Here is a 22980-nt window from a genome sequence, read left to right on the forward strand (position 1 = left end):
GATGAGATCGTCCGTAGATCCGTTGCGGCTGCGGCCATTCCACGCGGGCCAGTCGACCGGGCCGGCCGCCGCCGCGGCCGCACCGGGCACCTGGCGAACCACGGTGGGCGACCTGCTGGAGCCTGCCAGCTGGGCCGAACCGAACGACACCGCCATCCGGCTGAACGACGGTCGGGTGCTGTTGGCCGGTGGTGAGGACGGCCGCCGCAATGCGCTGGCCAGCTCGGTGGTCTTCGACCTGCCGGAAGGTACCCGCTCCCCGGTCTTCATCGGCATGACGCACGCACGCAGGCTGCACACCGTCACCAAGCTCGCCGACGGGAAGGTCCTGGTGACCGGCGGTATCACCGGGGCGGTGGCGACCCCCGCGCGCGGCATCGACTCGGCGGAGTTGTTCGATCCCGTCCCGGGCGGTGGGGGATGGCGGCCGGTCGCGCCGATGCACGAGCCGCGGTTCGGGCATTCGGCCACGCTGCTCGCCGACGGCTCGGTGCTGGTGGCGGGCGGGTGTTCGGCGCGTTCGGCCGATACCAATCGCGCGCTGCGCTCGGCCGAGATCTACAACCCGGCCACCGACACGTGGACCGTGGTGACCAAGCCGATGACCGATATCAGGTTCGGTCATACGGCAATTGCGTTGGGCAACAAGGTTCTTGTCGTCGGTGGCGTCATCACCATCGGGCGCGGCCAGTATGCCGCGCTCGGCTACTGCGAGATCTTCACTCCCGGAGCCACTCCGGACCAGGGCACCTGGGCGCCGACGGCGAGCCTGCGCACGCCGCGCAAGGGACATCAGGTGACGCTGCTGAAGGACAGCTCGGTGCTGGTGACCGGCGGTGACGTGCTGACCATGTCCTACAGCTCGATCATCGATCCGTACAGCCTGAAGACCTGTGAGCGTTTCCGGCTGGACGCCAACGGCGTCGGGACCTGGACGGCCGACACCGATATGCCCTGGGGCCTGAGCCAGCATCGCGCGGTGCCGCTGCCTACCTCGGGCAAGGTGCTGGTGATCGGCGGCACCGACAGCGGCGTCTTCGACATCGGCTACAGCGACACGATTCTCTACACACCGGGTGCGGCCGGTGCCGCGGGGACGTGGACGGTCGCCGCGAACATGTCGGCCGGACGGTGGGCCATGGCGGCGGTCGGGCTGCCCGGCGACGAGGTGTTCGTCGCGGGCGGTATCACCCGATCAGGCGCTGCGGCACCAATTTTCGGCGAGCACGTGGTGACTTCCGGTGCGGAGGTGTACACCCCATGACCTCGCTCGATACCGGGGAATCGGCGACCGGGACCGCCACCGGCTCCTGGCAGATCGCGAAAGACAGTCCCCTTGCGGTGAATTGGCAGGGCATGGACGACAACCCGGTGCAACTCGCGGACGGGCGGGTGCTGATCGCCGGTGGGCAGGACCCGAATTTCGGATCCGGCTCGGGCTGTGCGGTATTCGATCCTGGCACGGGGGCGTGGACCGGTACGGGTCCGCTCACGCAGGGGCGCAGCGGCCACACGCTGACCCGGCTGCGGGACGGAACGGTCTTGGCGGCCGGTGGATATCCGACGCCGCAGACCTCGCCCGCCGGTCTGGCGACGGCCGAACGGTTCGACCCGGTGGCCGGAAAGTGGGTCACCGCCGGGACGATGAGCGTCGGCCGCACCGCACACTCGGCCACCCTGCTCGCCGACAAGCGGGTCCTGGTGGCCGGTGGCTACGCGGACCGGTCCGGAACCAGCGGCACCACCGGCACCGCGGAAATCTATGACCCGGACGCCAAGACCTGGACACCGACCGCGCCGATGAACGACGCTCGGTCGGTCCATCAGGCGGTGCTGTTGCACGACGGCCGGGTGCTCGTCATCGGCGGGACCGCGGACGTCGGCTCCGGAACCTACACCGACCTGGCCTTCTGCGAAATCTTCGATCCGGCAACGGAACAGTGGACACCGACCGGCAGCACGGCCCGCCCGCGCTTCGACAACACCGCGACGGTGCTGCACGACGGAACGGTGCTCGTCACCGGCGGCGGCTGGCCCGGCTGGGTGGCGGGCCGGGTGTTCAACGCGGGTAGCGATTGGACGACAGAACGCTACAACCCGATGACCGGAACATGGGCCAGGGACGCCGACTTGTCCTGTGCCCGTTTGTATCACCGCGCCGCCCTGCTGCGCGACGGGCGGGTGCTGGTGATCGGTGGCGCCAACGCGCGCAGCATGTCCGCCGGTCTGCGCAGCGCGGAAATCTACGATCCGGACACCAAGCGATGGCAGCCCGCGGCCGGATTGGGCACGGGCCGTTGGGCATTCGGCGCGCTCGCACTCACCGATGGCCGGGTGCTCGTCACCGGCGGGGTCGACCACCTCGACGGGTCGTCGAACAACTGGCGGCTCACCGCGAGCACCGAAATCTACACGCCTCCGAAGGGGGAACAGTGACTTCACTCGCCATCGGCACCAACCTCTGGATTCCGACCGGCAACCTGCCCGCCGCCAGTCTCGCCTTCGAAAACGACTGCGCCATGGTCGGTTTGGCGGAGGGGTCGGCGCTGCTCGCCGGCGGCGCGGACGCGAAATCCGCGGGCAGTGCCGCCGCCGCGCTGTTCGACCCGGCGATCTCGACCTGGAAGGCGACCACGCCGATGGCGATCGGCCGGAGGTTGCACACCGTGACCCGGCTACCGGACGGCACCGCACTCGCCGCGGGCGGCATCACCGGCCCGTACGCGCTGCCGTTCAATGTCGTTGCGGCAGCAGAGCGTTTCGACCCGAAGACCAAGACGTGGACGCCGACCCGCACGGATATGGGCACGCCGCGGTGCCTGCACAGCGCCACGCTGCTCGCCGACGGCCGGGTGCTGGTCGCGGGCGGCGCGGCGCTGCGGTCCGCCAGGGGGCTCGGTCCGACCAACACGGCCGAGCTGTACGACCCGGTCGCGGACAAATGGGAGCCGACCGGCTCGATGATCGACGCGCGAACCGTGCCGCAATCGGTGCTGCTCGCCGACGGGCGGGTGCTGGTGGTCGGCGGTGCGGCCCTCGTCGGCGACGAATACGCGGTGCCGACCGCATTCTGTGAGGTGTATGACCCGAAAACTGGAAAGTGGAGCCCGACAGGGTCTTTGGCCCTACCGCGCGCGCTGCACCGGGCCGCGTTGCTGCCCGACGGCAGCGTGCTCGCGATGGGCGGCTGCCGTCACGGTTGGTCGTCCGGCCCGATCTTCGACATGCACTCGCTGGCCACCACCGAGCGGTGGTATCCGATGATGGACCGATGGGTCCCCGCGGCGACGATGCCGAACGGCCGGGATCGCTTCCACGCGTTCACCTTGCATTCGGGGAAGGTGCTCGTCTTCGGTGGCGGTGACGAACAGTACCTCAGCGCCAAGTTCGCCTCCAGCGTGCTGTACGACCCGTTCGCCGATACCTGGAGCTCGACGGGACCGATGTACTACGGCCGCATGGACTTCGCGGCCGCGCTGCTGTCCGACGGCCGGGTGCTCGCCGCGGGCGGCAGCCAAGAAGACGACCTGCCGACGGTGGCGGAGATGTTTCTCCCGTAGTCCGTCACGCCTTGTGCGGCAGTATCGCCAGCGCGAGCGCCAGTCCGGCGATGATGCTGACGAACGCCGCCACGGTCGCGGCGACGGATTCCGTCATGGCCGCGACACCGATGGTCAAGGCCAGGCAGGTGGCGATGGCCAGCACCGCGGTCACCGGTTCGACACCGGCGATTCTGGTCGGTCGATCATTGATCACAGTCTTACCTCTGTTCGAGCCGGGCGGTGTGCGGCCGTACTCGCGGCCGCACACCGCACGCGCGGGCTACTTGCCCAGCGCGTTCTTCGCCTTGTCCACCGCGTCGCCGATGGCGTCCTTCACGTTCTCCACCGCGCCCTTGACGGCGGATTCGACCTGATCCGCCTTGCCTTCGGCGCGCAGATCGTCGTCGCCCGTCGCGTTGCCCGCGGCTTCCTTGGCCTTGCCGCCGAACTCGTCGACCTTGTTGCCGATCTTGTCGCTCAGAGACATCGAAACCTCCGCTTAGTCGCGGCACATCCGGGTTGGATGCACACGTCGTATTGACACGGCCGTTTCACAAACCGCACGCAGCAACCGATGAGACAACGATCACGTCATACTGGCCGTGACGGTTTCCATTCCCCGGTGTCTACGTGATGAGCGGTGGAGGAGGTGCTGTGACCACGACAGAAACGGTCGCCGAGACCGCGCCCGATGATGCGACCCTGGTGAGCAGGGCGCGCGACGGCGATATGCGGGCCTATGAGCAGTTAGTACTGCGCTATCAGGCCCAGATGTTCCGTCTCGCGGTCAAGATGCTCGCCGACCGCGCCGACGCCGAAGATGTCGTCCAAGAGGTGTTCCTCGGGGCCTGGCGCCGACTACCGCAGCTCAACGAGGACGCAGCCTTCGTCGGCTGGCTCTATCGCATGACGACCAATCGGTGCCTGAACGTGATCCGGGCCCGCAAACCAACCGTGGAGGTAGACCCGGAGACCACCGAATCGCCACGCTCGGACACTCAGCCCGAGCACGCGGTGCAGGTGAGCACGCAATTGGCGGCGCTGAACGAGGCGCTGCAGCTGCTCACGCCCGAACAGCGCGCCTGTTGGCTATTGCGCGAGGTGCACGGGCTGACCTACGAGGAGATCGGCGACATCGTCGACGTGAATACGACGGCGGTGCGTGGCCGGATTGCCCGCGCGCGAGCCCACTTGTCCGAGGTGATGAAACCATGGCGGTGAACGGAACGACAGAACAGGACTATCGGCTGCCCTGCGGCCGCGAGATCGAACAGGTCTGGGATCGGCTCGACGCGGTCGAGGCCGGTCTCGGCGACGAACACGAGACCACCTGCCCGCACTGCCGGGCGGCGCGCGACAGCCTGCTCGCCCTGCGCGCGGCGACCAGGGAGCTGATCGACGAACCGGATCCGGCGCCGCCCGACCTGACCGGACGCATCATGTCCGCGGTGCGCGCCGAGGCGCGGCGCGGCCGGACCCTGGTCTTGCCGACACCCGCGCCGGGCACGGTCGAGGTGAGCGAACAAGCCGTCGCCACCGTGCTGCGCTACGCCGCCGACTCGGTGCCGGGTGTGCGCGCCAGGCAGTGCCGGGTGCGCAGGGTCGGCATGGGGATGGACGGGGAAACCCTGGTGGCGGTGGAGCTGTCGGTCGCTGTCCGGTTCGGGCACACCACCGTCGGCGCGGCGCTGCCGCTGGTGCGCGAACGGGTCAGCGCCGCACTCGCCGCCCAGGTCGGTCTCGTGCTGGAGACGCTGGACCTGGTGGTCGCGGACATCTACGAGGACGACGAAACGGGGGGCGCGCGGCGATGACGACCGATGCTTTTTCCGAGGTGCGGATCGAGGCGCCGGTCGTCGCCGCGGTGGCCGCCCAGGCGGCGTGCGCGACGCCCGGCGTGATCCGGCTGGAACCCGGTGTGCGCGGGCTGGTCTCGTCGCTGGTCCGGGTGGGCAAGCAGCGCCTCACCAGCGCCGACCCCGCGCCGTCGGAGGGCGTGCGGGTGCGCCGGACCGCCGCGGGCGCGCTGAGTGTGCAAGTGGACGTGGTGATTTCGGCCGAACGCGCGGCGGCGGTGATCGGTCACGCGGTGCAGCAGGAGGTTTCGCGGGTGGTGTTCGAACAGACCGGGCAGACGGTCGATGAAGTGTCGGTGACGATTCTCGACATAGAACCGGAGCGCCAGTGAGTTCTCCCAGCGACATCATCGCCATGATCCTGGGCGCGCTGGACACGATCGACGGTATCCGCCCCTCGGCACCCCTCGGCGCGGAAAGCCCGGCCTGGTGGCCATGGGACGCAAGAGGTTTCGCGGTCGATGTCAGAGCGGACCGGATCGAGGTGCGGGTCGCCGCGGCCGAGCTGCCGTTGGCGCCGCTACTGGAGAAGGCCACCGCGGCCTTGCGCGCCGCATTGGCCGGGACCGAATGGTCCGATGCGCGCCTGCGACTCGTAGTGACCGAGCTCGATGCCGGAGCCTTCGGCAGTGAGGGGGTTACCTAGGTCACATCGTCGAGCCCGTGACGTTCGGGCGGGATCGAGTGTCGATCCCTATGAAGCCGATGTCCGCTGTATCGCAAGGGAAATCAGGAGGAGCTAATGAGCACCACGACAACCACTGACAAGAACACGGACAACAAGGCGCCCGCAGACACCAAGACCCCGGCGAGCCGGGTTTCGTCCACCGTGGCGACCCAGAAGGACAGCAAGCTCGCCAGCGACCAGGGCACCACCTCCATCGCCGACATCGTCGTGCAGAAGGTGGCCGGGCTCGCGGCCCGCGAGGTGCGCGGCGTGCACGATCTCGGCGGCGGCGCGGCCCGCGCGTTCGGTGCCATCCGCGATCGCATCCCCGGCGCGTCCGCCAGTATCGGCCAAGGGGTTTCGGTCGAGGTGGGGGAGACCCAGGCCGCCGTCGATCTGGAGCTGGTCGTCGAATACGGCGTCGCCATCGCGGAATTGGCGCGCGCGGTGCGTCGCAACGTGATCAACGCGATCGAGCAGATGACCGGCTTGGACGTGGTCGAGGTGAATATCAACGTCAACGACGTGTACATCCCCGGCGACGACGACGAGCCCGCGCCGAGTAGCCGGGTGCAGTAGATGAGTGCCACAGCGATCTGCCTCGCGGTCGGTCTCGCGCTCGGCTTCGCCGGCGCGTTCGGCGGATTCGGCGCCTTCACCATCGTGCTGCTGTTCGCGGTGCTCGGCCTGGTAGTCGGCCGCTGGCTCGACGGCGAGCTCGACCTGGCCGGGTTGCTGCAATCGGCGCAGCGCAAGGGCAGGCGATGACCGCCGTCGTCGCGGGCGAGTATCCGGGCGTCACCACGGTGGCGCCGCGCGCGGTGCAGCGGATCGTCGCGCAGGCCGCGCGCGAGGTGGCCGGCGTCGGCGCCGACGTGCGGGTCGACGCGCGGGTCTTCGCGAACCGGACCGCCCTCGATGTGCGGTTGCCGATCCAGTACCCGTCGCCGATCGGCCGGGTGACCGAGGCGTGTCGCGCGCATCTGGCCCGGCGCACCAGCGAGCTGACCGGGCTCGCGGTGTCCGGCATCGACATCGTGGTGACCGAGTTGACCACCGAAACCGTTGCAGGCAGGAGAGTTCGGTGAAGCGCAGGCCGCGCCGGGTGATTCCGGCGATCGTGGTCGCCGTGTTGCTGCTCGCCGCCTGCGTGGCGGTGGCGGTGTCGCTGATCCAGCGGCTGATCGGCGCGCACGAGTATCTGTCGTACGACACCGTGGCGGCCGACCTGCACGGCATGACCTGGCACGACATGCCGGTGCTCGCCGTGGGTGTCGCCGCGGTGGTGTTCGGCTTCGTGCTGCTCGCGCTGGCACTGTGGCCGGGGCGGGCCGCGGTGTTGCCGCTCGACACCGACGACGGGATGTCCGCGGGTGTGACCCGTGGCGGGTTGCGCACCGCACTGCGCAGCACCGCGGGTTCGGTGGACGGCGTCAGCTCCGCGCGAATCCGATTGCGCCGCAAGGGAGTGCAGGTGTCCGCGCGCACCGATCGCACGGGCACCGAAGGGCTGCCCGAGGAGATTTGCGACACGCTCACCCGTCGGGTTCAAGAGATCGGACCGCAGCCGGTGCGCCGCGTTCGGGCCAAGCTGCACGGTCCGAAGACAGGAGAGGCGTAATGACGAGTCGCACCAACCGTCCGGCCGCGTTGAACCGGACCATGCTCGGCCTCACCGGCGTGCTGTTGCTCGCGGCGGGTGTGCTCGCCGTCGCCGCGCACTACGGGCGGCTGCGCTGGGTGGCATCCGACGACACCCTCGTGCCGGGCACCGCGGCTCCGCCGGCCTGGGTGCTCTGGGCCGCGGTGGCCGTCGCCGTGCTGGTGGGCCTGCTGTGCCTGCGCTGGTTGCTGGCACAGGTGTTCCGGATGCCCAAGTCGGTCACCTGGCGTACCGGCGGCACCGAATGGGCCGGGACCACCGTGCTGGAGTCGGCCACCGCCGCGGCCCCGGTCGCCACCGACATCGAAAGCTACGAGGGCGTGCGCACCGCCTCGGCCTGGTTGTCCGGCGGGCGCGACGCACCTGAACTGCACCTGGTGGTCACCGCCGAACCGACCGCCGACATCGTCCAGCTGCGCCGCCGGATTCTGGGCCACGCGGTCACCCGGCTGCGCGAAGCGTTGGAGGTCGAGGTCATTCCGGTGACGCTGGAGCTCGACTTCGCCGAAGACCGGCGACCGGCTCGGGTGCGCTGAGAATTATCGGAACGCGGAGGTGTGGGCGGGCGCGGCGAGCCGAGGCGGCCTACGGTAGTTTGGCGAGTTGGATCAGCCCTGCGCCGTGCTCGAGCGGGCGGGGGGTCGACGCGTCGGAGGTAGCGAAGTGGCGATGCCAGGCAACCGGTTTGGTGTAGCGGGCTCAGGTGGGTCGAACCGAGGCCGCATGGCGCTCGGCGTCGGTGTCCAGGCGGGTACTCGATGAGCACGGACGGAAAGGCGAAGAGCTTGGCAGCGGACGTGCGATCGGTCGATTCCGTGCGAATTCTGTCGCTCACCGGAGAAATCGACATGGCGTCCGCGCCAGAGTTCCAGGCCGCGGTCGATGATGCGTTGCGGGACAAGCCGGGCACGCTGGTCGTCGACCTCTCCCAGGTGGAATTCTTCGGGTCCGCCGGATTGAGCGTGCTGCTCGTGGCGGCGGAGTCGCTGCCGTCCGGCCAGCTGCGCGTGGTGGCCTCGCCGCCGGTGCGCAGGCCGATCGAGGTGACGGGGTTGGACAAGCTGCTCAGCGTGCACAACACCGTCGACGAGGCGCTCGCCGTCTAGCAGCCCGGCCCGTGCTTGTTCCGACGGGCCGGGCGCGACGGTGTTCAGCGCTGCCGAGGCAGCCGGACGACCTGGACGAAGAAGTCGTCGATGTGCTTGATGGCCGCGACGAATTGGTCCAGGTCGACCGGCTTCGTCACATAGGCGTTGGCGTGCAGTTTGTAGCTGCGCAGAATGTCTTCCTCGGCCGCCGACGTGGTGAGCACGACCACCGGGATATGTGCCAGGTCAGGGTCGGCCTTGATCCGTTCGAGTACCTGGCGCCCGTCGTACCGCGGCAGATTCAGGTCGAGCAGGATGAGATCCGGCCGCGGCGCGCCGGCGTGGTCGCCCTGCTGATACAGGAAGTCGAGGGCCTCCTGGCCGTCGTGCGCGACGTGCAGGGTGTTGCCTATCTTGTTGTCCTCGAACGCCTCCCGAGTCATCAACTCGTCACCGGGATCGTCCTCCACCAGGAGGATGTCGATGGGCTGGCCGGGAGTGGTCAAGAGGAACTCCTGTATTCATCTGGGGGACAGTCTTATCGGGGAGCGGGTCAGCTGGTTTCGCTGGGCTCGAGAGTTTGCCGGGGCCTGGCGATCTCGCCGAGTGCGCTGGTATCCACCGGCAGCACCGGCGAGTTCAGCGTGAACCAGAAACGCGTGCCGTCGGTGTATTCGGTATCGAGCCAGATTCTGCCGCCGTGGTGTTCGACAATCTTCTTGCACAGCGCGAGTCCGATGCCGGTGCCGGTGTATTCCTCGCGGCTGTGCAGCCGCTGGAAAATCACGAATACCTTCTCCGCGAACTCCGGCGCGATGCCGATCCCGTTGTCCGAGACCGAGAACAGCCAGCCGTCTGTGTCGCCATCTGCGACACAGGTGATCTGGACAACCGGCGACCGATCGGGTGCGCGGAATTTGATCGCGTTGCCGATCAGGTTCTGCCACAGCATGGTCAGCAGCGTCGGGTCGCCGGTGATCTCCGGTAGCTCGTCCGGCCGGGTCAGCTGTAAATCGGTGTCCTCGGCGGCCACCGAGAGGTTGGCCATCGCCTTGTCCAGGGTTTGCTCGAGCTCGATCGGCACATTGCCGTCGATGACGCGCCCCACCCGGGAGAAGGTGAGCAGATCGTTGATCAGCACCTGCATCCGCTTGGCGCCGTCCACCGCGTAATCGATGTATTGGATTGCGCGCTCGTCGAGTTGGGGCGCGTAGCGCTTCTCCAGCAGCTGACAGAATGCGGCGACCTTGCGCAGCGGTTCCTGCAGATCGTGCGAGGCCACATAGGCGAACTGCTCCAGTTCGGCGTTGGAGCGGCGCAGTTCCGCGGTCTGGGTGTCCAACTCGGCCGTCTGCGCCGCCAGCACCGCCTCCTGGACCCGGGACGTCTCCAGTTCGGCGACGACCCTGCGGCGCATGCCTTCCACCGCCTCCGCGACGGTGGCGAGGTCGGCGGGTCCGTGCGCGGTGATGTGGTGGTCGAAATCACCGTCGGCGACCCGCCGGGAGGCCGCCTCCAGATAGTCCAGCGGCCGCGCCACCAGCTTGCGCACCAGGACGGTCAGCGCGACCGCGGCCAGCAGGAAGGCGACGACCAGGCCCGACAGCACCGCATCCCGCACAGCGCGAGTACTTTTCAGCTCGGCCTGATCGTAATCGACCTCGCCGGCGAGGTCGGTGGTCTGGTTGGCGAACAGGGTGCGGAGATGGTCGAAGGTCACCTTGCCGCGGGCCGCCGCGAGCTCGTCGACCGCGGCGGGGCCGCGTGCTTTCACCGCGGCGATCAGCGGCTCGGCGTATCCGGTGCGCCAATCGGCGGCCGCCCGCTCCACCGCGTCGAGGTCGGCGAGCAGCTGCGGGCGGTCGGCGAGCAGCTCGCGGATCTTGGCCGCGGCCCGCGCCTCGTCCTGCACGCCTTCGGAATACGGTGCGAGGAACTGGGAGTCGGCGCCGATGGCATAGCCGCGAATGCCGGTCTCCTGGTTGAGCAGCGCGCCCTGCAGCCGATAGGTCTCGGCGGTCGCGGGTTGCAGGCCCTCGACCATCCGGTCGGCGACCCGATTGGTCTTGGCGAGTTGTTGCGCACCGACCGCCGTTCCGATGATCACCAAGATCACCATCAGGGCCAGCACGAGCATGAACCAGCCCTGAACGGTCAGTCGACCGGCCACGAACCGTTTCCTGAGAGATGTTGTCATCGATTGTCCTGGTTCAGGTCTCGGTGATTCCACTGCAGGTACATGACCGCCACGTCGTCCTCGAGCCCGCCGTGCGCCTCGGCGAGTTCCTCGGCGCGCCGGATCAATTCGTCGACGAACACCGCGGGTTCGGCGGCGGTGACCGTGCGGGCCAACGCCAGCAGACCTTCCTCGCCGAGGCGATCCTGGCTCGCATCGGTGTGTCCCTCGAACAGTCCGTCGGTGAACAGCATCAAGCCGGTGCCGACGGGCACCGTGATCTCGTGCGCGGCCCATTCGGCCCGGCCCGGTAGGAAACCGAGTGCGGGACCGCCGGGCACCTCGACCCAGTCGATCTCGGCACCGGTGCGCACCAGCATGCCGGGATGCCCGGCCCTGGTGACCACCACGCGATGATCACAGGGACGCAGGATCAGGCTGGTCAGCGTGGCGAAGGTCTGCTTGCCGGTGCGCTCGGCCAGCAGCACCTCCTCCAGCAGCTGCAACTGCCGGACGCCGAAGATGTCGCTGAGCACCAGGGTGCGCCAGGCCAGCCGCAGCGCCACCCCGGTCGCGGCCTCGTCGGGGCCGTGGCCCGCGACATCGCCGATCAGGGCGTGCACGGTGCCGTCGGCCTGCTGCACCACGTCGTAGAAGTCGCCGCCGAGCAGCGCGTTGGCCCGGCCGGGACGGTAGCGCGCCACGATGTCGACCGAGCGTTCGCCGCGCAGCAACGGGGTCGGCAACAGTCCGCGTTCGAGTCGCGCGTTCTCCTGCGCCCGCATCTGGCTGGTCCGCAGCGCCGCCGACGCGCGCTCGGCCTGTTTCCGCTGGATGGCGTAACGCAGTGCGCGGCCGAATAATTCGGGTTCGACGCGGCCCTTGACGAGGTAGTCCTGGGCGCCCGCCGCCACCGCTGCCAGCCCGATCTGCTCCTGGTCCAGTCCGGTGAGCACGACGACCGCGACCTGGTCGGTGTATTCGTGCACCGTGGCCAGCGCCTCGAGTCCATGCGCGTCGGGTAGGTGCAGGTCCAACAGCACACAGTCGGGTAGCTGCTGCGCGAGTAGCGCACGCGCCTCGGCCGCGGACCGCACCCACCGCATCGGCAGGCCCGGCGCGCCGTCGGCGATCAGCTCCTCGACCAGTAGGGCGTCGGCTTGATCGTCCTCGACCAGTAACACCGACAACTCCGGCCAACTCCAGACGGTGGCGCGGTCTGGTCGGCGCTCGGGAATCGGTGCTGCTGCGCGGGCCTTGCCGTCGCCGTCGCCGAGGAGGCCAGTCTGCCCACTCTGCCCGGAAAGCATCGACTCCGGTCTCCTTCCATCCGCGTTGACCTACTCGGTCGTCGTCAAATACGACTAACGCGGAGTACCCACATTCGTTCGGCACACCCTCTGGGCCTTGTACCTCGCGACGTGCCAACATTACCGTCCCGTTGGGCGCGGCCGAGCCTGACCGCCGGTGCAGGGTGTCGCGCGGCCCGACTCCCTCGTGGACTCGCCGTGGCCGACCCGTCGTGAATTATCTGGGCCGCCAAGTGGTGAAATCGAATTCGAGGTATTGCTCGGCGGCAGACGGAATGTGGGTGAGGGTGAGATCGGCCAGGTAGCCCTGATCGGTTTGCACGCACAGGTGGCTGCCGGTGGGCAGGTGGTAGGTGTTGGCCACGGTCTGGGTCCAGGCGGCAGGACGGATCGCGCGGCAGCGGTCCAGGCCGGAGCCGGTGTCGTCGCTCGGGATGGCGAAGCGGGGCTTGCCGTTGGTCATGGCGTTGAGGGAGTCGGCGGTCTTGGACGGGCTCATGTCCACGCCGAGCTGGTTCTGATCGTGGATCTGGCCGGTGTCCAGGTCGATGCCCTCGACGTTGGCGATCTTCTGGTGGCCGTGGGTGAGCGAGGGTGGTTCGGTGGTCGTCGGGCGCGCGGACGGGGCCTGAATGGGGGAGCCGCTCGGCGCTGCCGATGGCGAATTCGGGCTGGCGCACTGGGCGAGGGTGACGCACACGCCGAGCACCGTTCCGACGCCGCTCACCACTGCCCAGAACAGCATCGATCGCCAGAAAGGTGTGGCGTCAGTCGTGGTGCCGCTATTCGATGTCGGGTCGCTGGGTGCCGGGTTGCTGGGTGCCGGACCGTTTTCGGGCATCTGCTGATTCCCCCTGTCGCCGGATGTTGTTCGAAACCCGCGACAGGGCATGCCGCAGCCCGCGCCGCAGAAGCTTGTCCCGCACGCGGCGAGACACGAAAGACCTTACATAGCAACTGGCTATCCGGGCGCGGGTTTCTCTGGAACCTCCTACCCGCGGTGATAATGGATTGACGGGCTTATGTATTGTTCGCGTTAGCAACTAGTTGCGCGGTTTTGGTAGGTCTGCTGGTGAATATGGGGAGGGGCCACGCCCGTTGGCGGCCCACAGCACACCGGTAAGCTCGCCGAACTGTCGCACCGCTGAGAGTTCTACCAGCAGTAGTTAGTGCAGATCGCTTGTGTCACATGGCTTGGCGAGTGCCGAGCCGATCCGATCGACGGCCGCGCAGCGCATTGGGGGCGACCGGGGATCGGATGCGCGTGTTCGACGAAAACCGCTGACAACGCAGCCGACCAGAATTAGGGCCTACATGACGAATTCCACCACCCAGGCAATGCCGCCGGGCCTGGAAGCGGGCGAGGACACCGCACTGTCGCACCGGCAGATCCTGACCATCCTGTCCGGCCTGCTGCTCGGCATGTTCCTGGCCGCCCTCGACCAGAACATCGTCAGCGTGGCGATCGTGAAGATCTCCAACAGCCTGCACGGCTTCGACGAACAGGCGTGGGCGACAACGGCTTACCTGATCACCGCGACGATCACCACGCCGCTGTACGGCAAGCTGGCCGACATCTACGGGCGTAAGCCGTTCTACCTCACCGCGATCGGGCTGTTCATCGTCGGCTCGGTGGCCTGCACCTTCGCCACCTCGATGTACGAACTCGCCGGATTCCGCGCGTTCCAGGGCCTCGGAGCCGGCGGCCTGATGTCGTTGGCGTTCACCATCATCGGCGATATCGTGCCCGCTCGCGAACGGGTGCGCTACCAGGGCTACTTCATGATGGTCTTCGGTTTCGCCACGGTGCTCGGCCCGGTGCTGGGCGGCTTCTTCTCCGATCTCGACACGCTCGGCGGCATCGCGGGCTGGCGCTGGGTGTTCCTGGTGAACGTGCCGGTCGGGGTGCTGGCCTGGCTCGTGGTCGCCAGGGTGCTCAATGTGCCGCACCAGCGGCAGAATCACCGGATCGACTGGCTCGGCGCGGTGACATTGACCATCTGCACCGTGCCGCTGCTCGTCGTCGCCGAGCAGGGCAGGCATTGGGGATGGGAATCGCATCGATCGCTGGTCTGCTACGGGGTCGGCGCGGTCGGGCTGCTGCTGTTCCTGCTCGTCGAGTTCCTGATGAAGGACGCGGCGCTGATTCCGTTGCGGCTGTTCAAGAGTTCGACGTTCAGCGTCACCATCCTCGGCGGCTTCATCGTCGGCATCGCCATGTTCGGCGCGATCACCATGGTCCCGCAGTATTTCCAAGTGGTGCGCGGGTTCACCCCGACCCATGCCGGCCTGCTGATGCTGCCGCTGGTGCTCGGCATCACGCTCGGCTCGCAGCTCGGCGGGCGGATCACCAAGTGGACCGGTCACTACAAGATCCTGCCGGTAGCAGGCACTTTCATCACCGCGCTCGGCTCGGCGCTGTTCGCGCAGGTGCACTACGACAGCGTGCTGTGGCAGCCGCTGACCTACTGCGCGGTGATCGGGCTCGGGCTCGGCTTCTGCATGCAGACGTTGGTCATCGCGGCGCAGAACGCCGGGCCGCGTTCGGATATGGGCGTGTCCACCGCGGCGGCGACCTTCTTCCGGCAGATGGGCGGCACGCTCGGTGTCGCGGTGTTCCTGACGATCCTGTTCAACCTGTTGCCCAACAAGATCATCGACGCGTTCGGCGGGGCATTGCCGCCCGGATTCGATGCCGGACAGCTCAGCAGTATGCAGAGCAACACCAGCGGTATCGAGGCGCTGCCCGACGAGCTGAAGGCGCCGATCCTGATCGGCTTCACCGAGTCCATGCACGGCGTGTTCTACGTCGCCGCTGCGGTCGCGCTGCTGGCCTGCTTCGTGCTGATGTTCATGAAAGAGATTCCGCTGCAGGATAATCCGAAGCCCATCGTGATTTCGCCCGCCGTGCAGCCGAGTTGGGACGAGGACCAGATCTGGGAGGGCGCCGCGCAGGCGCTCACCGAGCCCGAACCGGTACTGGCCGGGGCCGTCGCCAGGCACGCGCTCGCCGAGCACAACGGTGCGCGCCAATTCGCCATGGCCACAGCCAGTTCCACGGTGACCGTGCTCGACTCGGTCGAGGGCTTCGAAGGATACGGCGACGGCGCGATCGGCGGACGCATCCGCCGGGAAAACGGTCACCCGGTACCCGACGCCGCGCTCACCCTGATCGACCAACGCGGACACCAGGTTTCGCGAGCGACCGGCGATGCCGACGGCAGCTATGTCATCGGAGTACCCGAGAGCGGCAACTACGTCCTCATCATCTCGGCGACCGACCACCAACCCGCAGCGGTGACAGTCTCGGTCGGCCAGCGCGCACAACGCCTCGACCTCACTCTTCTCGGATCCGGTGAATTATCCGGCGTCGTCCGCTCGGCCGCCCGCGGCACCCCACTCTTCGGCGCCACCGTCACCCTGACCGACCTGCGCGGCGAAGTAGTCGGCGCCGCGACCACCACCGCCGACGGCCGCTACACCTGCCACGGAATCGTCTCCGGCACCTACACTTTGGTCGCCGTAGCCGAACACATGCGCCCCAGCGCAACCACCCTCACCGTCCCCGAATCCGGCCTCCTGCGCCACGACATCGAACTCGGCCCCATGGCCGTACTCGTCGGCTCAGCCGTCGCCGAGGACGGCCGCCCCGTCCCCGACGCCCAGATCAGCGTCCTCAACACCACCGGCGACCTCACCGCCACCGCCCGCACCGACGACACCGGCCGCTACCTCGTCACCGACCTCCCCCAAGGCCAATACACCGTAGTAGCCCGCGGCTACCCCCCATCAACCAGCCAAATAACCGTCACCGGCGGCGAGGTCAACCACGACGTGAAACTCAGCTACCAACTAGACGATTCACCGAGCCACCCCTGACCCACTCGCTGTCCTGGTTCGGGTCCCGCCTACCGCGCATCCGACCTGGGCCGACAACGCGACGCATTGCGTTGTCGGCTAGGGGTTTGTGTCGATGAACGCCTGTATGCGCTCGACGAGCGCGGCGTTGTCACGAATCCAGTCGTAGTGCGGGTTTCGGTTCGTGCTGTCCAGCAGCAGGTTCCAGTGAGTCACCGATGCGTTGGCGAGCTTGCCGCCGAGAGTCTCGACTCCTCGGGCAGTGGCCATGCCGTCGCCTTCGATAGCAACGGCCAGGACCGGCATCCGCACCTCGGCCAACCCTGATTCGAAATCCAATGCAGAGGAAGGAACCCGGTAGCTACCGGTCCGAACCTGGGTCGCGAAGTCGCGCATGAGCTGGGTCGAGTCATCGCCCAGCACCCCGATACGCCGCCCCGGAAAATAGCCGACCAGTCGGCCGATCCCCAGCGCCAGGTGGGCGCCACCGAGGATGCCGAAGTTCCGCGGAAACGACCAGCTCCGATAGTGGCAGGAGGGCGCCCCCACCAGGATGGCCCCCGCCGCCATGGCCGGCTGCTGCCCCAGATAGAGCGCTCCGAGCTGACCCCCGAGGCTGTGCCCGAACAAATACCGTGGCGCCGAAGGGAAATTGGCCTCGACGGCTTGAAACAGAGCGGGATAGTCCCGGGTCACGATTTCGTGATACCCATAGCGCGTTCCCCGTCGCAAACGCACCGAACTCGTCCCCTGCCCCCGCAATTCACCAAGCACCACCTGAAACCCCGCCCGCGACAACGCCTCCGCGAACGGCACATAGACAGCTCCCCGCGTCCCCATAGCAGGCATACACACGAGCACCGGCGCCGACGGATCAGCAACTCGGCGATAGATCCGAACCTCGGCCGTCACACCGTCCTCAGCCCGCACGACCTGAGTACTAATCTCCGCAACTGGAATCAACGATCCCCCTCCTAATTCACGATCATCCTCCGCACGCAACAGACCCACTGTCAATGCCGCTAAACCCGAACCAGATTGATCTCCGCCCCCCACAACCCCAGCACCGCATCCGAGGAGGTCGCTGTCAGCGCCGACTACTCGGACCAAGTTGGTCTCCGCCACCGCAACCCCCAGCGCTGTGCGAGGAGGTCGCTGTCAGCGCAGACCTACCCGGACCAAGCTGGTCTCCGCCACCGCAACCCCCCAGCGCCGCATGCGAGAGAGTCGCTGTCAACGCCGACCTACCCGGACCAGGGTGGTCTTCACCGCCGCAACCCCCAGCGCCGACAGGCTCCACCCAGTCCGCGAGGACCACCACGACGACTCCCACAGCCTCGTCCACCCCAAACGCCCGAACCCAGTCCCTCCGGGCCTAACCACGCCCCCACCCCCAAATCTGCACCCTCTCTCGGGATCCGCACCGACCCTAGGGCCCTATTCCGAGTGCAGATCCCAAGAGCCAGTGCAGATCCCGAGCAATCCGACTCGAACCGCCCACGGGTAGCGCTGATCGACGGCCCACCCACGCAGACCCGGAGTGCCGGAGCTCGTGTCCCGCGACGACGGCCGAATCTGCACTCTTTCTCGGGATCGGCACCGACTCTAGGGCCCTATTCCGAGTGCCGATCCCGAGAGCCAGTGCAGATCCCCGAGAGCCAGTGCAGATCCCGGGCAATCCGGCTCGAACCGCCACGGGTGGTGCTGATCGACACCTGGACGGCCCACCCGCGCCGCCCGGGGTGCCGGAGCTCGTGGCCTGCGACTGCGGTCGAATCTGCACTGTTTCTCGGGATCGGCACCGACTTTAGGGCCCTATTCCGAGTGCTGATCCCGAGAGGCAGTGCAGATCCTGAGCGATCCGGGGCGAAGCCGGCCATGGGGGGCGCCAATCGACGCCGCTGTGGGCCCACGTGCCGAACCCACAGAGCGTGCATACCCTTCACAACGGTTAGACACCCTGTGATGTGACAGGACATTGCTGACAGTTGGCGACAGGACATGTCTGACAGTTAGGGGTGGGGTGTGTAGGTGAGGGTACGGGGGATTCGGCCGCTGCGGGGTCGCATGGGAGCCTGGCGTTTGCGGGCGCGGTCGATGGTGAGTTCGCGGATGAGTTGTTCGCGGTAGTAGATCAGGGCGTGGTCGCCGGTGATGAATACGGTGGTCAGGGTGCCGCGGTATTCGGCGCCGAGGGGGATGATCGTGTTCTGCACGGCGATGAAGCCGTCGCGGCTCGAGGCGCGGGCCTCGATCGCGAGGGTGGGCGGGGCCGGGGTGATGGCGGCCTCGGGGGGTGGGTGACGGGTGCCTGCGATGCGGGCCTGGAGCGGGGTGGCGCCGTCGAGGCCTTGGTGGGGTCGGTTGTTGTAGAGGGGCCGGTAGCGATCGAGCAGGGTTTGTAGTTCGGGCAGAGTTGCTGGTTGTGGTTGGGCGGTGAGCCATTTGCGTAGGGTGCGGTGGGCGCGTTCGTTTTTGCCGTTGGTTTGGGGGTGCCAGGGTCGGCTGTTGATGAGTTTGATCCCGAGGTGGGCGAGGTTCTTCTCGAATAGCACGATGGTCTCGACGCGGCGTCCTGTGAATGCTAGCCCGTTGTCGGACAACACCATTCGCGGAATATTGTAGTGTTCGATGGCGTGTGCCATGGCGCGCCAGGCACCTTCGGTGTCCTCGCGGGGCCAGGCCAGATCGGCCAGGTCGTAGCGGGAGTGGTCATCGAGGAGTTGGAAGATGACCACCTTGGTCGCGGCGGTGTCGGCCAGGACGAACTCCAGCGCGTCGATCTGCCAGCAGTCGTCGGTGGCGGGGAACACGAACCGCCGATACGAGGATCGAGGTCGCTTCCGGGGCTCGGGCTCGATCAGTCCTTCCCGGCCCAGGACTCGGTGAATGGTTCGCGCACAAGGCAACTCGGTATCCGGCATGCCATCGGCGAGCAGTCGCGCCCTGATCGAGACTGCCCCGTTGTCCCAGCCCTCACGTTCGAGTTCCTTACGGGCGGTCACGATCAACATCGTCATCTGCTCGCCGGTGCGGGTCGGGCTGGTCTTGGGTGCCCGAGAGCGCGGACTCAGCCCCGCTAAACCCTCGGCAGCAAACCGGCGGCGATACCGGTAGTAGGTGTCTCGGGAGATGCCCAGCTCCGCGCACACCTTGGCCACGTTCGAGCGTCCCGAAGCGACATCAGCGAACACAGCAGCGTATTTCTGCTCCATCGTGATCACTTTCCGGCTCATCGATGAAGGCTCATCGACAAGACCATCAGTGTCAGAGATGTCCTGTCACTGGCGTGTCAGCTATGTGTTGGCACTTTAGAACGGTTAGACACCCTGTGGGGGGTGTGCACGCTCTGTGAACCCCCTCCCTACCAATGCGTTTCAGCGTATTGGTAGGGAGGGGGGTAACCACGACCAGATCGACACGTGAAAACCATCCGTACACCCGCTGTGTCAGCCCGACACCGCCTGTACTGGGTGTGGGGCTGACACAGTGGGGTGCGGCGGTAGCTTCACCATCTCCGGAGGCGGGATTCGCTGGTTCTCGAGCTCTCGAAACGCAACCACAGCCAGATGACCACCTCGGGAACGCGACACCTCGCACCTGACCGATAACTAAAGCCGGGTACCCCACCTGACGTGCCCAGCACTACTCGGTCATTCCCTTGGATAGGTGGGCCTTTTGGACAGGTACACATAAGGACTTCCCAAGGTGACTTGTCCATCAAAACTGACAACCTACCCCCGGCGTTCCATCTGGGGAAACGGGACCTCGCGCCGAGCCGATTGATGCGCGACCATTGTTTGGGGTGGAAGGAGTTGGGGATGTCGCTATCCGCCATCGGTTTCCGTCGCTGGTATGCGCGGTTGGCCGCCATTGTGGTGTGTGTGCTGGTTGCCGCGGTGCAGGTGGGGATGGTTGGTGGGGCGCAAGCGCGGGCGACCGGGTTGACGCCGCTGCAGTTGGCTGGGCAGCGGGTGATCTACTCGTATTCGGGGTTGGTTCCGCCGCCGGTGTTGTTGGACGCCATTCGTGCTGGTCAGGCGGCCGGGGTGATCTTCTTCGGGGAGAACATTTCCAGTACGGCGCAGATTGCCGGGGTGATCGGGCAGTTGCGGCAGGCGCAGGCGGAGAGTCCGATTCAGGTGCCGTTGTTGTTGATGACGGATCAAGAGGGCGGGCTGGTGCGGCGGCTGCCCGGGGATCCGGTGTTGTCGGCGAAACAGGTTGGGCAGTCAGCTGATCCGGTGGCCGCTGCGATCGATGCGGGTATCGGTGCGGGGCGCACCTTGCGTGGAGTGGGGATGAACGTCAACCTCGCCCCGGTATTGGATGTCTATGACACCCCCGGCAATTTCATCGATCGCTACCAACGCTCCTTCAGCAACAACCCCGCCGTGGTGGCGGCACTCGGGCTGGCATTCACCGCCGCGCAACAGACCACCGGCGTCGCCGCCACCGCCAAGCATTTCCCCGGCCTCGGCTCGGCACCCAGCGGCCAGAACACCGACACCGACCCGGTCACGCTTCCGTCGAGCGAGTCAACACTGCACGCCGTCGACGAGTTCCCTTACCCACCGGCAATATTCGGCAGGGTGAAGCTGGTCATGCTGTCCTGGGCCATCTACCCGGCCCTCGACCCCGACCATCCCGCCGGACTGTCACCCAAGATCGTCAACCAGGAACTACGCGCCCGCAACGGCTTCACCGGCGTCACCATCACCGACGCCATCGAGGCAGGAGCACTGAACGCGTTCGGCACCACCGGCCAGCGCGCCACGTCCGCCGCAGCCGCAGGCATGGACCTCATCCTGTGCTCGGCCCGCGACATCGGCCAAGGCCAGTCCGCCACAACGGCTTTGGCCAACGCCTACACCAACGGCCAACTCGACCACGCCGCCTTCACCGCCGCGGTAGACCGCGTCACCGCCCTACGTGCCGGCCTCCCCTGAACGGTCGAATCCGTTCACGCCGAACCCGGTTGGCGCCCCAATCGCTCCGAGATGCTCTCCTCGAGCTCACCCATCGTCCTGGTGAACACGCTCTCGAGATCGACGTCGTACCGGTGCGCCAGAATCAACACCGACCAAAGACAGTCCGCCAGTTCATGTTCCAACGCCGCCCGGCCCCCGGGCATGGATCGGGTCCCCTCGGCCGCCATAACCAGTTTCGCGAGATCGCCTACATCCCCGACAAACCCGAGCATGAAGTCCGCCCGAGACCATGTCCGCCCGCGTTCCGCAAGATTCAGCGCGTCGTAGAGGTCGTGAATCGCGATGGCTCTGGCTTGAAGTTCATGCATATCCATGCCCCATGTCTACCGAGTACCGATCAAGGCCATTGCCGGCTGCGCGATTGCCCCTAGGCCGTGGTCCGACTCGACTCCCGGACCGAGCGACGTGAGTAGTTTCACTCACCTGCACAGGTGTTTCTTCGGTGCTGGCGGCACCGCGGGCGGCATAGGTTCCAGGCATGTCCGATGCTTCGTCGCCTGGTAAGAACGCGGCACTCTGTGGTGCCTTGGCTGCCGTCGTGGTGGCGCCGCTGGCCGCCGCGATCGTCGCGACTGTGTACCAGTTCCCGGTCTTCATGTACGGCGAAGCCCGTGGGCTTGCCGAAGCCGACAACGCAGCGATGGGAAGTGTGTTCTATCTGATCTTCGGTGGTGCCCCAGTGCTGGCGCTCCTCGGGGCAGCCGCCGGTGGCTTCGTCTCACGGCGTACCAACTCGGGCATCCGCCGCGCCCGGGTCGGGGCACTGATCGCGGGCGCGGCCGTAGCGCTTCTCGCCGCCGTGACTATGGGCGCGGCTTCGGGTTTGGGTTAGCCCCGTGAAGTTCCGTAGTGCCGGTAGGTCACTCGCGCATTGAGCTCATCCGGTGAGCAGGGCAGTGAGGGTTTCGGGGGTCCAGGTGAGGTTGGCGCCGGGGCGGGTGGCCAGGTAGGTGGCGGTGGTTTCGATTGTCCAGCCATGGGATTCGACCAGGCCGGCCGCCAGGTGGCGGAGGTAGGTGGGGGAGGGGGAATTGCCGGGGAGGTCGGTGTGGCGCCACGGGGCGGTGCAGGTGAGGATCGGGTGAGATTCGAGTGTTCCTGCGTAGGACAGCATTTCGTAGCGGCCAGGGCCTAGTGCGGTGCGGCCGTTGGCGATTGCTTCGGTGAGGTCCAGATCGGTTCCGGGCAAGCGATACATCTCTTGAGCGGCGATGTCGGAGAACTGGGCGACGGTGAGCAGGTAGGCGCGTGCCGCAGTCTGGCCGGGACCATCCGGGTCATAGAACGCCCGCCCACCGGTCCACACCAACGATTCGGTAGCGAAATACAACAGTCCCGGCAGCATGACGGGCACCGACCGCGCAGGCTCACCCGGATCGCGGCAACCCGGCACCGCCCGCGCCCCACCCTCCGGCGTACCTCCGATGAGGTAGCACCGCAGCCGACTCAGATGCAAATTCGACCCGTACGCCGCATACCAGACCAGGTCGTCGGCGGCACCGCCATCACCGTTCTCGGTCACACCCCCATCCTGCCGCTCGCCGAGGGCGAGCACGGCGCACGGTTTCGCCGGCCGCGCATAATTCAGTCAGCGATTTCGTGCGCGGTGGCGTGGGACGTGCGCGCGGGCAGGAGATGGGGGCCGGGCGGAGTCAGCCGTGAGCTGGCATCGCGCGCTGCGCACGGTTTCGCCGGGCGCGGATAATTCAGTCAGCGATTTCGTGCGCGGCGGTGTGGGACGTGCGCGCGGGCAGGAGATGGGGGCCGGGCGGAGTCAGCCGTGAGCTGGCATCGCGCGCTGCGCACGGTTTCGCCGGGCGCGGATAATT

26 protein-coding genes are annotated in these 22980 nt (G+C 67.2%); 16 read left to right on the forward strand and 10 right to left on the reverse strand.

Annotated features, from left to right (window positions below):
• The first annotated feature begins 1 nt into the window (after position 1).
• From ACFWF1_RS32875 to ACFWF1_RS32885, 3 genes are read left to right on the forward strand one after another with little or no spacing between them, the layout of a single operon-like run.
• Complete coding sequence (locus tag ACFWF1_RS32875; protein ID WP_379289004.1) at positions 2-1264, forward strand: Kelch repeat-containing protein; 1263 nt, start codon at positions 2-4, stop codon at positions 1262-1264.
• On the forward strand, positions 1261-2436 hold the full coding sequence (locus ACFWF1_RS32880) for a Kelch repeat-containing protein (RefSeq protein WP_379289002.1): 1176 nt from the start codon (positions 1261-1263) through the stop codon (positions 2434-2436). Before ACFWF1_RS32875 ends, ACFWF1_RS32880 begins: the two co-directional genes overlap by 4 nt.
• On the forward strand, positions 2433-3560 hold the full coding sequence (locus tag ACFWF1_RS32885; protein ID WP_379289001.1) for a Kelch repeat-containing protein: 1128 nt from the start codon (positions 2433-2435) through the stop codon (positions 3558-3560). Before ACFWF1_RS32880 ends, ACFWF1_RS32885 begins: the two co-directional genes overlap by 4 nt.
• Before the next feature lie 4 nt (positions 3561-3564).
• On the opposite strand, the gene ACFWF1_RS32890 is transcribed toward ACFWF1_RS32885, so the two are convergent.
• Positions 3565-3756, reverse strand: a complete 192-nt coding sequence (locus tag ACFWF1_RS32890; RefSeq protein WP_379288999.1) for a hypothetical protein — start codon at positions 3754-3756, stop codon at positions 3565-3567.
• 66 nt (positions 3757-3822) lie between these two features.
• Complete coding sequence (locus tag ACFWF1_RS32895) at positions 3823-4029, reverse strand: CsbD family protein (RefSeq protein WP_107655425.1); 207 nt, start codon at positions 4027-4029, stop codon at positions 3823-3825.
• A gap of 167 nt (positions 4030-4196) precedes the next feature.
• Here ACFWF1_RS32895 and ACFWF1_RS32900 point away from each other — a divergent pair, with 167 nt between their 5' ends.
• The 10 genes from ACFWF1_RS32900 to ACFWF1_RS32945 all read left to right on the forward strand — a co-directional run bounded on the left by ACFWF1_RS32900 (position 4197) and on the right by ACFWF1_RS32945 (position 8834).
• Positions 4197-4763: an RNA polymerase sigma factor gene (locus ACFWF1_RS32900; RefSeq protein ID WP_379290675.1), complete on the forward strand. Its 567-nt coding sequence runs from the start codon at positions 4197-4199 to the stop codon at positions 4761-4763.
• Positions 4754-5356 carry an Asp23/Gls24 family envelope stress response protein gene (locus ACFWF1_RS32905; protein WP_379290673.1) on the forward strand — a complete coding sequence of 201 codons (603 nt, stop codon included), beginning with the start codon at positions 4754-4756 and terminating at the stop codon, positions 5354-5356. Before ACFWF1_RS32900 ends, ACFWF1_RS32905 begins: the two co-directional genes overlap by 10 nt.
• On the forward strand, positions 5353-5730 hold the full coding sequence (locus tag ACFWF1_RS32910; RefSeq protein WP_379290671.1) for an Asp23/Gls24 family envelope stress response protein: 378 nt from the start codon (positions 5353-5355) through the stop codon (positions 5728-5730). Before ACFWF1_RS32905 ends, ACFWF1_RS32910 begins: the two co-directional genes overlap by 4 nt.
• Positions 5727-6044 (forward strand): hypothetical protein, encoded by a 318-nt coding sequence (locus ACFWF1_RS32915; RefSeq protein ID WP_379290670.1) that lies wholly within the window; start codon positions 5727-5729, stop codon positions 6042-6044. The genes ACFWF1_RS32910 and ACFWF1_RS32915 overlap by 4 nt, the downstream gene beginning before the upstream one ends.
• Before the next feature lie 96 nt (positions 6045-6140).
• Positions 6141-6644, forward strand: a complete 504-nt coding sequence (locus ACFWF1_RS32920; protein WP_379290668.1) for an Asp23/Gls24 family envelope stress response protein — start codon at positions 6141-6143, stop codon at positions 6642-6644.
• Positions 6645-6833 carry a hypothetical protein gene (locus tag ACFWF1_RS32925; protein WP_364739899.1) on the forward strand — a complete coding sequence of 63 codons (189 nt, stop codon included), beginning with the start codon at positions 6645-6647 and terminating at the stop codon, positions 6831-6833.
• Positions 6830-7153: an Asp23/Gls24 family envelope stress response protein gene (locus tag ACFWF1_RS32930; protein ID WP_379290666.1), complete on the forward strand. Its 324-nt coding sequence runs from the start codon at positions 6830-6832 to the stop codon at positions 7151-7153. The genes ACFWF1_RS32925 and ACFWF1_RS32930 overlap by 4 nt, the downstream gene beginning before the upstream one ends.
• Complete coding sequence (locus ACFWF1_RS32935; RefSeq protein ID WP_379290664.1) at positions 7150-7686, forward strand: DUF6286 domain-containing protein; 537 nt, start codon at positions 7150-7152, stop codon at positions 7684-7686. Before ACFWF1_RS32930 ends, ACFWF1_RS32935 begins: the two co-directional genes overlap by 4 nt.
• Positions 7686-8264 carry an alkaline shock response membrane anchor protein AmaP gene (locus ACFWF1_RS32940; protein ID WP_379290663.1) on the forward strand — a complete coding sequence of 193 codons (579 nt, stop codon included), beginning with the start codon at positions 7686-7688 and terminating at the stop codon, positions 8262-8264. Before ACFWF1_RS32935 ends, ACFWF1_RS32940 begins: the two co-directional genes overlap by 1 nt.
• A gap of 222 nt (positions 8265-8486) precedes the next feature.
• Complete coding sequence (locus ACFWF1_RS32945; RefSeq protein WP_379290661.1) at positions 8487-8834, forward strand: STAS domain-containing protein; 348 nt, start codon at positions 8487-8489, stop codon at positions 8832-8834.
• Positions 8835-8878: 44 nt separating this feature from the next.
• On the opposite strand, the gene ACFWF1_RS32950 is transcribed toward ACFWF1_RS32945, so the two are convergent.
• From ACFWF1_RS32950 to ACFWF1_RS32965, 4 genes are all read right to left on the reverse strand, one after another.
• Complete coding sequence (locus ACFWF1_RS32950) at positions 8879-9322, reverse strand: response regulator (protein WP_379290659.1); 444 nt, start codon at positions 9320-9322, stop codon at positions 8879-8881.
• A gap of 47 nt (positions 9323-9369) precedes the next feature.
• Entirely contained in the window at positions 9370-11013 is a 1644-nt protein-coding gene (locus ACFWF1_RS32955; protein ID WP_379290657.1) for a CHASE3 domain-containing protein, read from the reverse strand.
• On the reverse strand, positions 11010-12302 hold the full coding sequence (locus ACFWF1_RS32960; protein WP_379290655.1) for a PP2C family protein-serine/threonine phosphatase: 1293 nt from the start codon (positions 12300-12302) through the stop codon (positions 11010-11012). The genes ACFWF1_RS32955 and ACFWF1_RS32960 overlap by 4 nt, the downstream gene beginning before the upstream one ends.
• A 217-nt stretch (positions 12303-12519) precedes the next feature.
• On the reverse strand, positions 12520-13047 hold the full coding sequence (locus ACFWF1_RS32965) for a hypothetical protein (protein ID WP_379290653.1): 528 nt from the start codon (positions 13045-13047) through the stop codon (positions 12520-12522).
• Positions 13048-13616: 569 nt separating this feature from the next.
• Here ACFWF1_RS32965 and ACFWF1_RS32970 point away from each other — a divergent pair.
• The gene (locus ACFWF1_RS32970) at positions 13617-16181 is read left to right on the forward strand and encodes an MFS transporter (protein ID WP_379290651.1); all 2565 of its coding nucleotides are present in this window, start codon (positions 13617-13619) and stop codon (positions 16179-16181) included.
• 78 nt (positions 16182-16259) lie between these two features.
• On the opposite strand, the gene ACFWF1_RS32975 is transcribed toward ACFWF1_RS32970, so the two are convergent.
• Together ACFWF1_RS32975 and ACFWF1_RS32980 are read right to left on the reverse strand one after the other, a co-directional pair.
• Positions 16260-17285 carry an alpha/beta fold hydrolase gene (locus tag ACFWF1_RS32975; protein WP_379322248.1) on the reverse strand — a complete coding sequence of 342 codons (1026 nt, stop codon included), beginning with the start codon at positions 17283-17285 and terminating at the stop codon, positions 16260-16262.
• An 887-nt stretch (positions 17286-18172) separates the two neighbouring features.
• The gene (locus tag ACFWF1_RS32980) at positions 18173-19396 is read right to left on the reverse strand and encodes an IS481 family transposase (RefSeq protein WP_379290649.1); all 1224 of its coding nucleotides are present in this window, start codon (positions 19394-19396) and stop codon (positions 18173-18175) included.
• A gap of 585 nt (positions 19397-19981) precedes the next feature.
• Between ACFWF1_RS32980 and ACFWF1_RS32985 the strand changes: the two genes are divergently transcribed.
• Complete coding sequence (locus ACFWF1_RS32985) at positions 19982-21109, forward strand: glycoside hydrolase family 3 N-terminal domain-containing protein (protein ID WP_379290647.1); 1128 nt, start codon at positions 19982-19984, stop codon at positions 21107-21109.
• Between the two features lie 14 nt (positions 21110-21123).
• On the opposite strand, the gene ACFWF1_RS32990 is transcribed toward ACFWF1_RS32985, so the two are convergent.
• Positions 21124-21465 carry a MazG nucleotide pyrophosphohydrolase domain-containing protein gene (locus tag ACFWF1_RS32990; protein ID WP_379290645.1) on the reverse strand — a complete coding sequence of 114 codons (342 nt, stop codon included), beginning with the start codon at positions 21463-21465 and terminating at the stop codon, positions 21124-21126.
• A 164-nt stretch (positions 21466-21629) separates the two neighbouring features.
• Between ACFWF1_RS32990 and ACFWF1_RS32995 the strand changes: the two genes are divergently transcribed.
• Complete coding sequence (locus tag ACFWF1_RS32995; RefSeq protein ID WP_379290643.1) at positions 21630-21983, forward strand: hypothetical protein; 354 nt, start codon at positions 21630-21632, stop codon at positions 21981-21983.
• A gap of 45 nt (positions 21984-22028) precedes the next feature.
• On the opposite strand, the gene ACFWF1_RS33000 is transcribed toward ACFWF1_RS32995, so the two are convergent.
• Positions 22029-22673, reverse strand: a complete 645-nt coding sequence (locus ACFWF1_RS33000) for a histone deacetylase (RefSeq protein ID WP_379290641.1) — start codon at positions 22671-22673, stop codon at positions 22029-22031.
• Positions 22674-22980 lie beyond the last annotated feature (307 nt).

The organism is Nocardia sp. NPDC060255 (assembly GCF_042727395.1).
Taxonomy (GTDB): domain Bacteria; phylum Actinomycetota; class Actinomycetes; order Mycobacteriales; family Mycobacteriaceae; genus Nocardia.

Excerpts from the sequence above, each read along its gene's own strand:
- ACFWF1_RS32995 (WP_379290643.1), top strand. The coding sequence starts at position 21,630 with ATGTCCGATGCTTCGTCGCCTGGTAAGAACGCGGCACTCTGTGGTGCC.
- ACFWF1_RS32990 (WP_379290645.1), bottom strand. The coding sequence starts at position 21,465 with ATGGATATGCATGAACTTCAAGCCAGAGCCATCGCGATTCACGACCTC.
- ACFWF1_RS32895 (WP_107655425.1), bottom strand. The coding sequence starts at position 4,029 with ATGTCTCTGAGCGACAAGATCGGCAACAAGGTCGACGAGTTCGGCGGC.
- ACFWF1_RS32940 (WP_379290663.1), top strand. The coding sequence starts at position 7,686 with ATGACGAGTCGCACCAACCGTCCGGCCGCGTTGAACCGGACCATGCTC.
- ACFWF1_RS32960 (WP_379290655.1), bottom strand. The coding sequence starts at position 12,302 with ATGCTTTCCGGGCAGAGTGGGCAGACTGGCCTCCTCGGCGACGGCGAC.
- ACFWF1_RS32920 (WP_379290668.1), top strand. The coding sequence starts at position 6,141 with ATGAGCACCACGACAACCACTGACAAGAACACGGACAACAAGGCGCCC.
- ACFWF1_RS32970 (WP_379290651.1), top strand. The coding sequence starts at position 13,617 with ATGACGAATTCCACCACCCAGGCAATGCCGCCGGGCCTGGAAGCGGGC.
- ACFWF1_RS32880 (WP_379289002.1), top strand. The coding sequence starts at position 1,261 with ATGACCTCGCTCGATACCGGGGAATCGGCGACCGGGACCGCCACCGGC.
- ACFWF1_RS32985 (WP_379290647.1), top strand. The coding sequence starts at position 19,982 with ATGTCGCTATCCGCCATCGGTTTCCGTCGCTGGTATGCGCGGTTGGCC.
- ACFWF1_RS32965 (WP_379290653.1), bottom strand. The coding sequence starts at position 13,047 with ATGCTGTTCTGGGCAGTGGTGAGCGGCGTCGGAACGGTGCTCGGCGTG.
- ACFWF1_RS32945 (WP_379290661.1), top strand. The coding sequence starts at position 8,487 with ATGAGCACGGACGGAAAGGCGAAGAGCTTGGCAGCGGACGTGCGATCG.
- ACFWF1_RS32910 (WP_379290671.1), top strand. The coding sequence starts at position 5,353 with ATGACGACCGATGCTTTTTCCGAGGTGCGGATCGAGGCGCCGGTCGTC.
- ACFWF1_RS32875 (WP_379289004.1), top strand. The coding sequence starts at position 2 with ATGAGATCGTCCGTAGATCCGTTGCGGCTGCGGCCATTCCACGCGGGC.
- ACFWF1_RS32955 (WP_379290657.1), bottom strand. The coding sequence starts at position 11,013 with ATGACAACATCTCTCAGGAAACGGTTCGTGGCCGGTCGACTGACCGTT.
- ACFWF1_RS32925 (WP_364739899.1), top strand. The coding sequence starts at position 6,645 with ATGAGTGCCACAGCGATCTGCCTCGCGGTCGGTCTCGCGCTCGGCTTC.
- ACFWF1_RS32980 (WP_379290649.1), bottom strand. The coding sequence starts at position 19,396 with ATGAGCCGGAAAGTGATCACGATGGAGCAGAAATACGCTGCTGTGTTC.
- ACFWF1_RS32930 (WP_379290666.1), top strand. The coding sequence starts at position 6,830 with ATGACCGCCGTCGTCGCGGGCGAGTATCCGGGCGTCACCACGGTGGCG.
- ACFWF1_RS32905 (WP_379290673.1), top strand. The coding sequence starts at position 4,754 with ATGGCGGTGAACGGAACGACAGAACAGGACTATCGGCTGCCCTGCGGC.